Raw genomic sequence first — 12,434 nt, forward strand, 5'->3', positions numbered from 1 at the left:
TTATTGGTTATGATGGAAGATTGGCAACAGAGGACCCGGCTTCTGCTGGGAGAAGAGAAAATGGAACGCCTGCGGCAAGCGCATGTGCTGGTGGTAGGTGTCGGCGGGGTAGGTGCTTATGCCGCCGAGATGATATGCCGTGCAGGTGTGGGACGGATGACGATTGTGGATGCGGATACGGTGCAGCCTACCAATATCAACCGTCAGTTGCCCGCCTTGCACTCTACAGTGGGAAAAGAGAAAACCGAGGTGCTGGCAGCACGCTTCAAGGACATTAATCCGGATATGCAACTGACGGTGTTGCCCGTATTCCTGAAAGACGGGAATATCCCTGAACTGCTTGATGCCGCCCGGTATGATTTTGTGGTGGATGCCATTGATACGTTGGCTCCCAAATGCCATTTGATAGCGGAAACACTGAAACGGCATATTAAGATTGTGTCGAGCATGGGTGCGGGAGCAAAGAGTGACATTACGCAGATACGTTTTGCCGATATATGGGATACATACCACTGCGGATTAAGTAAGGCTGTGAGAAAACGCTTGCAGAAGCTGGGTATTAAACGCAAGCTTCCGGTCGTGTTCAGTACCGAACAGGCAGACCCGAAAGCCGTGCTCCTTACGGAAGATGAACGGAATAAAAAGTCTACTTGCGGAACCGTAAGTTATATGCCGGCTGTATTCGGTTGCTACTTGGCGGAATATGTCATCAGGAGACTGTAATGGAATTGCCGGATAGTAAAGGCAAGTGAATAATTAATCATTAATCATTAATACTTAAATAGCAGCAATGATACGATTGGAAGGTATAACGAAGAGTTTCGGCGATTTGCAGGTGCTGAGAGGAGTAGACCTTGAGATAGGAAAAGGAGAAGTTGTCAGTATTGTAGGTCCCAGCGGTGCGGGCAAAACTACCTTGTTGCAGATTATGGGAACACTGGACGTGCCTGATAGCGGTTCGGTAACGATTGACGGTACATTGGTGAATCGCCTGAAAGAAAAAGAGCTCTCCGCTTTCCGTAATAAGCATATAGGCTTTGTTTTTCAATTCCATCAGCTGCTGCCCGAGTTCACTGCTTTGGAGAACATTATGATACCCGCTTTCATTGCCGGAACGGGGCAACAGGAAGCCAGAGCGGCGGCAACCGAAATATTGGATTTCATGGGGTTGGCGGAACGTGCTTCGCATAAACCCGGCGAGTTGTCCGGTGGCGAGAAGCAGCGGGTTGCAGTGGCACGTGCGCTGATTAACCATCCTGCGGTGGTGCTGGCGGATGAACCGTCCGGAAGTCTGGACACGCATAACAAGGAAGAGTTGCATCAACTGTTTTTTGATTTACGCAACCGCTTGGGGCAGACGTTTGTAATTGTGACGCACGATGAAGGATTGGCACAGATTACGGACCGTACCATCCATCTTAAAGACGGTGAGATTTGCAAAGGTTAGCAGCCTGTCCGGTTTTTATTCAAAGCAAACATAGTGGCTGAGCCGTTCCAAATCGTTTTCGGTGAACTCCTCGTAGAGGGCAAACGGTTTGAGATTGTGGAGCGTTCCTCTTTTTTTGCGGTATTGCACGAAAGCTTTTGCTTGGTAAAAGTTTATGTAAGGATGGCTGCGAAGTCGCTCTATGCCGGCATGATTCAGGTTGATACGCCGGATTTCTGAAGGTGCCACGGTGAACCATGCCTGCAACGGGCGGTAATCCAGATTAATGTCCTGCAATTGTTCTATTTGGTAAAAGCCGCCTAAACGTTGCCGATAGCCCACTATCAATCGGGCTATCCCGCTACCTATTCCCGGAATCTTTTTTAATTCGGTGGTGTCTGCATTGTTCAGACTGATCATCGTGCCTGCCGGATATTTGTAAATGCTGTCTTTCTTGGCTTGCGGAAGCGTGAGCAGGAATGCCGTTTGCCTGATTGTATCTTCCGTTGTAAAATAGATGTAGGGGGCAAGTGCCCGATATTGTTCTTCCGTCAGCCCGTATACTTTTTTAAAATCCTCTGTCTTGCGGAATTTTCCTCCTTTGCTTCGGTAACGTAGAATGTTTTTTGCCATCCATGCAGGAAGCCCTAACCGGCAGAAAGCAATGGAGTCGGCACGGTTAGGGTCGAAAGGAGCCAATACGACAGTTCTCTTTTTATATGTTTCGGCATAATGTAAGGAGTTGCGGGTGCTTTTCTCTTGCTCCTGTATGGAGCTGATGAAGTTGTCGTACTCTTTTAAGGCAAGGGCTTGCATCCGGATTTCTTCATCGGAAAGGGGCGTGCTGTTACGCAGGAAAGAATAAATATGTCCGGAGAGGAAGACGAGGATAATTGCGATGATGAGTGCAAGGATACCTCGTCTTTCTCCCCGGGAGAAGAATAAGAAATCTTTAAGCGGGTTCTTCATTATATGGACAGCCTATTTGAAAAGGCCTAATTCGTTGATGAAGATAAGTCCGATTCCTATTGGAGCGATGAATTTTAGAATGAATATCAGTAATCGGTATATATGTATGTTTAGAGCGCCGTTGTTGCTGACCTCTTCCCAAACAATCTTTTTGTCCAAAGACCAACCCATAAAGATGGAGATAAACAGGCCGCCCAAAGGCAACATGATTTTGGCAGTGACAAAATCGAACAAGTCGAATAGGGTGAGACCGAAAACCGTATAATCTTTTCCTGCTCCCAATGACAAGGAACATAATACTCCCAGTATGACGCAACCGCCTGTGACCAATCTCGCAGCCTTGGCACGTGTGAATTTGAACTCTTCATGCAGGTATGCCGTCACCACTTCGTGCAAGGAGATGGTGGAAGTCAATGCGGCAAGCGCCAACAGTACATAGAACATGATGGACAAGGCAATTGCCAGCCAGGGGATGTTGCCGAATGCCTGTTGGAATACATTGGGCAGCGTGATGAATAACAAACTTGGTCCTGCGTCCGGCTGGATGCCCACGGAGAAAGCGGCGGGGAAGATGATAAACCCGGCAAGAATGGCAACCAACGTATCGATGCCTGCCACATTGAGCGCGGTTTTAGGCAGGTTGGTATCATTACGGAAATAGGAAGCGTATGTGCAGAGACATCCCATCCCCAGGCTGAGCGAGAAGAATGCCTGCCCCATTGCGCCTAAAAATACGTTACCGTCTACTTTGCTGAAATCCGGTTTCAGCAGGAATTCGATGCCTGCGCTTGCACCCGGCAATGATACGGAGCAGATGGCAAGTACTATCAGCAGGATAAACAGCATGGGCATCATTATCTTGGCGGATTTCTCAATGCCTTTTTCCACTCCTTTCACAATGATGAAGTGAGTACCCAATAGGAATACTATCATCCAGATGACAGGACGCCACGGATGGCTGACAAAACTGTTGAAACCGGCGATGAATTCGGTGGCGGACTTACCGGCAAAACTGTTGGTAGCGGCTTCTCCTATGAATTCCAGTGTCCAGCCGGCCACTACCGAGTAGTAGCCCAAGATAAGAAATCCGGCTAATACGCCCATTCGTCCCACCCAACGCCATTGGGTCCCCGGAGCCAGTTTCTGATATGCCCCGGCTGTGTTGGCGCGTGAACGGCGTCCGATTAGAAATTCCGCTATCATGATAGGGATGCCCAATATCAGTACACACACCAGATAAATCAGAATAAAGGCGGCACCGCCATGATTACCCGTTTCGAAAGGAAATCTCCATATATTGCCCAAACCGACTGCCGAACCTGCTGAAGCGAGTATCACTCCCAGTTTGCTTCCGAAGTTAGCTCTTTCATTTCTTGTCATAAAATGTGGATTTTTCTTACAATTCGTTATTAATACCTCTTAAAACGTACAAATATAGAAAATGTTTGATAGTTTTACACACAGATTGTTTTATAATTTGAGATATGCTGTATTATATTAAGAAATATCCGGTATCGTTAGTCGTGATACTCGCCGTGATTTATCTGTCGTTTTTTAAACCGCCTACTACCGGGTTGGGCACCATCCCCCATCTGGACAAGGTGGCGCATCTTTGCATGTATTCCGGCATGTCCGGTATGTTGTGGATGGAGTTTCTTTGGGCTCACCGGAGAGACAACACGCCTTTGTGGCATGCGTGGATAGGGGCATTCCTCTGTCCGGTGTTGTTCAGCGGCGTGGTGGAATTGTTGCAGGAGTATTGTACCACCTACCGTGGCGGCGATTGGCTGGACTTTGCAGCCAATGCCACAGGAGCAGTGTTGGCGTCATTGATTGCTTATTTCATTCTGCGGCCAAAAATGCAGAAAAACTCATAAAATAAAGGATAGAACTCGTTCTGATACAAAACTAATAGATATTGAGACATAAATACAACTTTGTTGCGGACAATGCGGCTATCTTTAGGGAATTGGAAACCTAAAATCTGTATTATGGGTGTATTGGAGGTCTTATCGAAAATCTATTTGAAGATTTTCTCATCGTTGGCAGGTGTGCCTGATGAGAACTTTTTTATCGGAAATTATTATTTCTCAGTACGAAAATGTGTCTTAATATTGAAAGGCAGAGAGATTCATTGTACTCATCAAGATAGTTTGTTATTAATCGCTTTTATGAAATCTGCGGATAGATTTCTTTCTCATGAGGAAATAGCGGAAGTTTGTTCGTGGTCTTTGGAGACTTGCGGACTTAATGAGCGCCGCAGGACAGCTATGTCACAGTTGAGAAAACTATTTGTGGATTGTTCCGTAGAAATAAAATCGGTAAGGAATAGAGGTGGGTATCAATTGGTCGTTATAAAAGATAAAAAATAATCTCACGTTTATCTCACGTATTTCTCACATTTTTCTCACGTCTTAAATTGCCAGGTTCGCTTGTAACTTTTTAATTTTGTGAAGAACACGCGTGCTTGTCATTTTTTAATCTCGTTGAAATATATGATAGAGACCGATACATCGGATAATTATTTTTTGAGGTATCATCGGGTATGGCAAAAAATGAATGGAATAATAATTTTTATTGTTATTGCCATAGGCTTTATCATGGTGTCATGCGGAACTTTTTTTATTAATTACGAAATTGATGATAATTTTTTCCAGCTTATTCCTTTGTCAATAGGAGTGGTTGGAGTTACGATTATTGCTCTACTGTCATTTATGTTTAAAGAGCATGACTTCAGGATGCAAGCATCTGATGTCTTGTTTTTTATTGTAATATTATATTGTATCATTAGATATGATTATAAACTTCAATTAGCTAATTGGAAAATAATTAATGCTTTATTACTGTTTGCATTGTGGGTGGCCATTCGGACCATATTATCCCATGTTCCGGCAATGAAAAACATATTATGCGGTGTAATTGTCTGTATGGGCGGTGTACTTGCTGCATGGGGATTACTTCAATTGTATGGTATCCTGGAGTCCAATCACCGTATGTTTGCCGTGACAGGTCCATTCCGTAATCCAGGTCCTTATTCAGGATACATTACAATACTCTTTTCTGTAACTTTTGGTTGTATGCTACAGGCAAGAGGGAAAATACGCTATTTATGTTCGGTGGTTTTATTTGTAATGCTTTGCGTTCTTCCTGCCACAATGAGCCGTTCTTCATGGTTGGCTTTGTTTGTAAGTTGCAGTTGGCTGTTGGCGATGTATTATGGTTGGTGGGAAAGATTGATATATTATATAAAGAGGTATCGTGTAATTTCCGCCATAGGTTTTGTTTCTTTTTTGTGCATACTGATGTTTTTTTTATTGCTACTGTTTCACATGAAGGAAGATTCGGCGAAAGGACGGTTCTTCATTTGGAAAAATTCTTATACAGTAATAGAAAACAACCCTTTATTTGGTTCTGGAATAGGTAGCTTTCCATGTGAATATGGGAAAGTTCAGTCTGATTATTTTCAGGCAGGAAATTATACAGAGACAGAAGAGCGAATTGCTGGTTCTCCTAAATATGCTTTTAATGAATATTTGCAAATGGTGATTGAAGGCGGGGTTATATTGTTGTTTTTATTTTTAATATTGGTATATAGCTGCCTTCGAAGTGGAATATCTTCCCAAAAGTATGATGTATGTGCAGGTATTATATCTTTAGCGACTTTCTCTTTTTCGTCCTATCCTTTACAATTGCTACCCTTTACCACTATAGGAGTATTATTGCTTGCCGGTTGCATTTCCGAAACCAATAATATTCCTAAAAATACGGTGAAACAATGTTGGTTGGTTATATCCTTATCTTTTTCATTATTGGTAAGTGCATTTGGGGTATATTTCCTTTATGGAAGCCGGCAGGCAGCCAATGCTTTGAATTACATCTGTTATTTTCGTAGTGAAGGTTTATATGCAGATGCTGTTAAAGAGTGTGGTAAGGCATATTCATATATGAAACATAATCCGGACTTTTTGATAGAGTATGCCAAATGTCTTTCTGCGGAAGAAAAAGATAGGGAAGCGATTAAAGTTTTAGAACGGGCAAAATTAGTGTGTTGTCATCCTGTTATTTGGAATATGCAGGGTAAAATATATCAATCTTTGAGATGTTTTAATGACGCTGAACGGTGTTTCAAGAAGGCGGTTCACTTGTTGCCTGTGCGTATTTATCCTTATTACCTATTGGCTAAATTGTATTCAGAACCTTCTTTTTATCATGAAAAAGAAATGTATGAAATGATAGATAGCGTACTGTTCAAAACACCTAAAGTTCCGTCTGAATTGATAGATGAAATGCGTGTGGAGGTACGCAGATTGAGGAATAGTAAAACTGCGTTGTGAGAGCACAACTGCGTATAAATAATTTGTTAATTTAAAAACTAAAAAGTATGAAGAAGATTTTATGTGTTGCTATTGTTCTTGTATTGGGTACAATAGTTGTATTGAATGTGGAAATTGTGTTGAAATCAAACAGCCTGTATAAGGCTACAGTTGCATCGCTCGATGCAATGGCAGATGATGAGAATGGAGAAGACACAGACCAAGAAAGTAATAATGAAGGTAGTGGTCAATTCTTTTACAAACATCGGTTAGGCAAACCGGATGATTGTATTTTGTATCGTCACGTGAGTATTGATGGTCGGATAGTACATACAGAGAAAGAGCAATCATTGGGAGTAGGTTGGACTACTTTCAAGGTGGAAGGTATAAAAGAATTATGCAAAAAAGAAGGCGATGGATGTACAGCATATACCTGTACAACAACTAACTAAAAGAATGATTATGAAATGGTGTAAATGGATTCTATTGGCTGTAATCTTAGTAAGTTGCAGTAATAGCAAACAGGAAATCGAGCATGATTTGATTACCTTGAAAATTGATTGGGATAATGTGATTGACGAGATAGATTATTCGCCGATGGTGGAGGACGATGTTCTGATGATTCCACTGGAAACTACTGATAAGAGCTTGATTGGAGAAGTCTCTCATTTGATTTATCAGAATGATTTAATCTACATTGCGGATAATCTTAGTAAAAGTATTTTTGTGTTTGACTTATCCGGTAAGTTGAAGACTAAAATTCGTTCGGTAGGTAGTGGCCCGGGAGAATATGTAGAACTTAACTATTTTACAGTGCATGGGAAGGAAATGGTGGTGATGGATATTGCTATTCGGAAACTACTGTTTTATGATGAGAATGGTAACTTTATTCGCGACAAAGATTTTTTAGATATTTGGGGAGAAGACTTATATTGTATCGGTGATAAGCTATTTTTGCCCAATGACAGTCGTTCTAAAAGTGGTTATTATCATTTATTTACTATTGATTTAGCGGATAATGACAAATATGGGATGTTTCTACCCTTTGAGAAACCTAAGGGGGAATATGGTTGGGGAGTTAACAGATATCATTCAAAGTTGAAGGATGAAGCCCTGATTTGGCATTGGCCATACGATACATTATATACTGTAAAAGGTAACGATGTTTATCCAACATACCGAATTGATTTGGGAGATAGGTTACTGCCAAAGGAATATAGGTATAGAAAAGGGCGTGAAGCACTACATATTGCATTTCGGGATAATTATGTTACTGGAATACAAAAGGTGGAGCAATCGGATAAATATCTTTTCCTACTATTTGGGGATTCAGAATCCGACTACATATCTGTTTATAATAAGGTTACGGGAGAATTGTATACTGCAAAACACCTTATAAATAGTATGCTGGGAAAATTATTGTTACAACATGGGAATACTTCCTTTACTATTCAGGACAATAAGATAATCCAATGTTATAATGCCGATTATTGGTCCATGTTTCAACTTGGCGACGTTTTGGAAACCCAATCTTTCTATTCCGAAAGTCTGAAGAAACGGTTTGTTGATTTAGCGAGAAGTGATATGAAAGAAACTAATCCAATCATTTTTATACAAGAACTAAAGAAATGATGAAGGGAAACGGTGGCTGGTACATTATTCTTTGCACCAACCACCGTTTATATAATTGAAATTTATTACAATGAAAAACTCATTTGCTATAATAATAGGACTTGTGCTTTTGGGTGTAGTGGGGATTGCTTTATACATTGCGCAACGAAAACAACAAGAAAAACTACAAACGGTACTTTCGGATTTGAAATATGAATATGAACGGAAAGAGGGTGGTAAGGATTTTGCATTGGCTACGTTGAAAGAAGATATGAGACTTTGTTATAGAAACGAGGGGGTAACTTTATCTCCCGATTTGCAGCTATACGAAAATGGTAAGACGGTGCAAAAGCTTTCGAGTGTATTGCAAGAGAAAACATTGGTGATTCGAATCTCTCAATTGCATTGCCAGGCTTGTATTTCCGTCATGATTCCGATGTTGGAAAAACTGGAAAATAAGAATGTGATGTATTGGATGGATTATACCAATAAAAGATATATGGAAGAATTTAGGAGAAACTATAATGCGCAACATCGTTTTTTCAAAATAAGCCCTTTACCCCTTTCTATAGAAGAACTGAATGTTCCGTTTATGTTTCTACTGGATAAAGACATGAAGACAGACTGTGTCTTTATTCCACATAAGGAACTCCCGAAGCAAATAAAGGAATATTTGGAAATTGTGAAAGATAGAATTTAGTTCTGATTGTTTTATGGAAAGTAAGTTTGCATATCAAATAATTATAGGGTTATTGTTTTTGGTATCTTGCCGGTCTAATCAAGAGCGGCAATTCGATGTTGCAATGCAGATTGCCGAAAATAACAGAAAAGAATTGGAGAAAGTTTTGTTATATTATCAAGACGAACCGCATAAGAAGCAGGCTGCAAAGTTCCTGATAGCCAACATGCCTTTTCATTTTGCTTATGTGGCTAATGAGATAGATAGTTTGAAAGAGGTGTTGAAGGCTGCAAAGAGTACGGACGGAATTGTTGCCGATACCATAAAACGGCATTGGAAAAACTGGAAATATGCAAGTGCCGCCAAAGTGTTCGATGTCAATACTATTACTGCCGATTTACTTATAGAGAACATAGATTTAGCCTTTTCCGCTTGGGAAAGACGTCCTTGGAGTAAACATTATTCGTTTGAGGAATTTTGTGAATACATCCTTCCGTATCGGTTGGATAATGAGCCTTTGGAGCAATGGAGAAAAATATATCATGATAAATATGCCACGGTATTGGATTCACTATATCAAGGAACAGACGTTGTTGAAGCAACTAATTTATTGAAAAATTATATTAAAAAGGAAGGATTTACACATAGTCGAGAATTGACAATACCTCATCAGGGAGCTTGTTTCCTTTACGAAAACAGGATAGGATATTGCAGGGATAAAACCGATTTCCTGTGTTATGCGTTGCGTGCTGCTGGGATACCTGTCGCTTCCGATTACTACTATATTTCAAATATGCACGTAGGTAATCATAATTGGAATGCACTGATTGATACAACAAAACAGGTCATTGCTTTTGATTTTGAGATAGATGATGCGATTACCCGTGAAATAAAACCCGGGAGAAAAAGGGGAAAAGTCTATCGTATGGCATATTCTATCCAACCGGAAAGAATTGAAGGGCAATATACAGACAATACTTTATATGCAAAATTCAAGCAACCTTATCAGAAAGATGTGACAATGTATTATAAGTCTGTTGATAGGGTAGATATAAGGTTGAATGATACGGGAGAATATAAGTACGCTTATCTCTCCATATTCGATGGGCGTAACTATGAGGCGGTAGATGCGACCACAATCGAAAACGGTAAGGTAACTTTCAACTATGTGGAGCCCGGTATCATTTACCAAATTACATATAGACAAAAGGGACGTTTTATTCCGGCAAGTTATCCTTTTCGTTTGGACAGTTTATCTGTTCACTTTTTCTGTCCGGACAAACAGAAAAATGTACGGGTGAGATTAAATCGGAAATTTCCGGATTGGCGTGTAAAAGGACACATGCAAACTGCCATAGGGGCGAGAATAGAGGGGGCGAATAAACGGGATTTTTCGGATGCCATATTGCTTCACCAAGTCGTTGATACCCCTCGAATAAATTATAATGTTGTTTTTTTACCGGAAGATAGTCGGTTCCGTTATGTCCGTTATAAATCAAGTAATGAACGTATATTGGAGTTGGCGGAATTAGGGACCTATAAAGATACCTTGGTACAAGGTAAATGGCAACCTGTAAAGGTAGAGACGGATACGGTATTATTGCGTGAAGAGATGGAAAAGTTACAGGCGGTGAATGATGACGATTGGGTCAGTTTCTATAAAAGCATCAGGAAAGGTAGTGAGGTCGTACTTGATTATGGAAAACCGATATCCATTTCAAGTTTGGTGTATATTCCGCGAAATGATGATAATTATGTGCGTATGGGCGATACCTATGAATTGCTTTATCATGATGGTCAAAAAGGGTGGAGAACACTTGGCAAACAAAAAGCAGTTTCTTCCTCGCTGATATATGAGAACGTACCGGATAATGCTTTGTTATGGTTGAGAAACCATACCCGGGGCAAAGAAGAAAGAGCTTTTTATTATGAATATGACAGGCAGATATTTCCTTGAAAGGTTATATGCCGGTATATTTTATAGATATTCCACTACCGTACCGAGCTTTATCCCGTTCGATCCTTTAATCAGGATTGTTTTCCCGCAAGGCTTTTCCCTTTGCAGTTCTGCTATCAGTGCGGAGGCATCGGGATATGTCTTGAATGCGTGACGGGTGGCTCCAAATAGCTCACCGACCAGAATGACCTCTTCAAAATTACATTCGGCAAGGAAGTCTGCTATTTTCTGGTGTTCCTCGGCACTGTCCTTTCCCAGTTCGCGCATGTCACCCAATATCAGCATCTTGTGTTCCGCCTGCATGTTGCGGAAGTTGCTGATGGATGCCATCATGCTGGTTGGATTGGCGTTATACGCATCGATAATCAACGTATTGTCTGCCGTCTTTTTCAGTTGCGAACGGCTGTTTTGCGGGGTATATTCGCATAGTGCCTTGTCAATCTTGCCGGGTTCTACCTCAAAGAAGTGCCCGATGGCAACTGCAGCAAGCGCATTGGGGAAGTTGTATTCACCGATAAGTTGCGTTTGTATTTCGTGAAGTTCTCCTTCCTTCCCCGCTTTCCATTCGAAAGTGAGAAAAGGGGAGTTCCCCGTAACGTGTCCGTTGATGTAGAGCCCGTCCTCATTTCCGTAGGGCAGCAGTTCCAGTCCCCGTGCCATTTCCCTCAGATAGTGATTGTCGTGGTGGATGAATACGAGCGGATTGTTCCGTTGGCGCAGATAGTCGTACAGTTCTCCTTTGGTCTTGATGACACCTTCGAAAGAGCCGAAACCCTCCAGATGGGCTTTTCCTACATTGGTGATAATGCCGTAATCAGGCTCGGCTATTTCTACCAGTTCCTTAATGTCCCCGGGATGGCTGGCACCCATTTCCACTATGCCGAGTTCGTGCTCCGCCTTCAGGCGCAGCAGGGTGAGCGGCACGCCGATCGGGTTGTTCAGATTGCCCAGCGTGTAGAGTATGTTGTATTTCTGAGCCAGCACGGCGGATATCAGCTCTTTGGTCGTTGTTTTGCCGTTGGTACCCGTGATGCCTATGATGCGTGTGCCCAGTTGCCGGCGGTGATAGTTGGCAAGCTGCTGCAAGGTGTGCAGGCAGTTGTCCACCAATATATAATGTGTGTCTCCTGCAGGGGCGTATGCGGCTTCGTCCACAACGGCGTATGCGCTGCCCGCTTCCAGCGCTTTGGCCGCAAAGGCGTTGCCGTTGAACGTGTCGCCTTTCAAGGCGATAAACAGTGAACCTTCGGGGCAGTTGCGACTGTCGGTGGTGACACCGGTGCAGCTTAGAAACAATTGATAAAGAGCAGCTATATCCATGTTGTTTTTCCTCTTTTGAAATATAATCCGAAAAATGCTTGATGCGCTTGCAAAGATATGGCTTAATTCGCTACGTTGCATGGACGGCAATAAAAAAAGAGTGGAAAAAAGTATATTTTGAACTTACTTTGTTTACATTTGCAGATGTATAAGTAAAAA

General features: G+C 41.9%; 12 protein-coding genes. 9 read left to right on the forward strand and 3 right to left on the reverse strand.

Annotated elements, in window-relative coordinates; genetic code table 11:
• Positions 1-12: 12 nt before the first annotated feature.
• The gene (locus QZ327_RS05885) at positions 13-723 is read left to right on the forward strand and encodes a tRNA threonylcarbamoyladenosine dehydratase (RefSeq protein WP_294618000.1); all 711 of its coding nucleotides are present in this window, start codon (positions 13-15) and stop codon (positions 721-723) included.
• A 67-nt stretch (positions 724-790) separates the two neighbouring features.
• On the forward strand, positions 791-1,447 hold the full coding sequence (locus QZ327_RS05890) for an ABC transporter ATP-binding protein (protein WP_294617929.1): 657 nt from the start codon (positions 791-793) through the stop codon (positions 1,445-1,447).
• A 15-nt stretch (positions 1,448-1,462) separates the two neighbouring features.
• On the opposite strand, the gene QZ327_RS05895 is transcribed toward QZ327_RS05890, so the two are convergent.
• Both QZ327_RS05895 and QZ327_RS05900 read right to left on the reverse strand, forming a co-directional pair.
• A complete protein-coding gene (locus QZ327_RS05895) occupies positions 1,463-2,395 on the reverse strand; it encodes a helix-hairpin-helix domain-containing protein (RefSeq protein ID WP_294617931.1) in 933 nt (310 codons plus the stop codon).
• Positions 2,396-2,407: 12 nt separating this feature from the next.
• A complete protein-coding gene (locus QZ327_RS05900; RefSeq protein ID WP_294617932.1) occupies positions 2,408-3,775 on the reverse strand; it encodes a sodium-dependent transporter in 1,368 nt (455 codons plus the stop codon).
• A gap of 104 nt (positions 3,776-3,879) precedes the next feature.
• Between QZ327_RS05900 and QZ327_RS05905 the strand changes: the two genes are divergently transcribed.
• The 7 genes from QZ327_RS05905 (at position 3,880) to QZ327_RS05935 (ending at position 10,955) form a co-directional block, all read left to right on the forward strand.
• The gene (locus tag QZ327_RS05905; protein WP_294617934.1) at positions 3,880-4,272 is read left to right on the forward strand and encodes a hypothetical protein; all 393 of its coding nucleotides are present in this window, start codon (positions 3,880-3,882) and stop codon (positions 4,270-4,272) included.
• A 114-nt stretch (positions 4,273-4,386) separates the two neighbouring features.
• A complete protein-coding gene (locus QZ327_RS05910; RefSeq protein ID WP_294617935.1) occupies positions 4,387-4,767 on the forward strand; it encodes a hypothetical protein in 381 nt (126 codons plus the stop codon).
• 123 nt (positions 4,768-4,890) lie between these two features.
• A complete protein-coding gene (locus tag QZ327_RS05915; protein ID WP_294617938.1) occupies positions 4,891-6,729 on the forward strand; it encodes an O-antigen ligase family protein in 1,839 nt (612 codons plus the stop codon).
• Between the two features lie 47 nt (positions 6,730-6,776).
• Positions 6,777-7,160 (forward strand): hypothetical protein, encoded by a 384-nt coding sequence (locus QZ327_RS05920; protein WP_294617939.1) that lies wholly within the window; start codon positions 6,777-6,779, stop codon positions 7,158-7,160.
• The gene (locus tag QZ327_RS05925) at positions 7,123-8,340 is read left to right on the forward strand and encodes a 6-bladed beta-propeller (RefSeq protein WP_294617940.1); all 1,218 of its coding nucleotides are present in this window, start codon (positions 7,123-7,125) and stop codon (positions 8,338-8,340) included. Before QZ327_RS05920 ends, QZ327_RS05925 begins: the two co-directional genes overlap by 38 nt.
• 70 nt (positions 8,341-8,410) lie before the next feature.
• Complete coding sequence (locus QZ327_RS05930; protein ID WP_294617942.1) at positions 8,411-9,019, forward strand: hypothetical protein; 609 nt, start codon at positions 8,411-8,413, stop codon at positions 9,017-9,019.
• A 103-nt stretch (positions 9,020-9,122) separates the two neighbouring features.
• The gene (locus QZ327_RS05935; protein WP_294617944.1) at positions 9,123-10,955 is read left to right on the forward strand and encodes a hypothetical protein; all 1,833 of its coding nucleotides are present in this window, start codon (positions 9,123-9,125) and stop codon (positions 10,953-10,955) included.
• A gap of 21 nt (positions 10,956-10,976) precedes the next feature.
• Here the strand turns inward: QZ327_RS05935 and murF are convergent, their stop codons facing one another.
• On the reverse strand, positions 10,977-12,275 hold the full coding sequence (gene murF / locus QZ327_RS05940) for a UDP-N-acetylmuramoyl-tripeptide--D-alanyl-D-alanine ligase (RefSeq protein ID WP_294617946.1): 1,299 nt from the start codon (positions 12,273-12,275) through the stop codon (positions 10,977-10,979).
• Between the last annotated feature and the right edge of the window lie 159 nt (positions 12,276-12,434).

Source organism: uncultured Bacteroides sp. (assembly GCF_910578895.1).
Classification (GTDB): Bacteria; Bacteroidota; Bacteroidia; order Bacteroidales; family Bacteroidaceae; genus Bacteroides.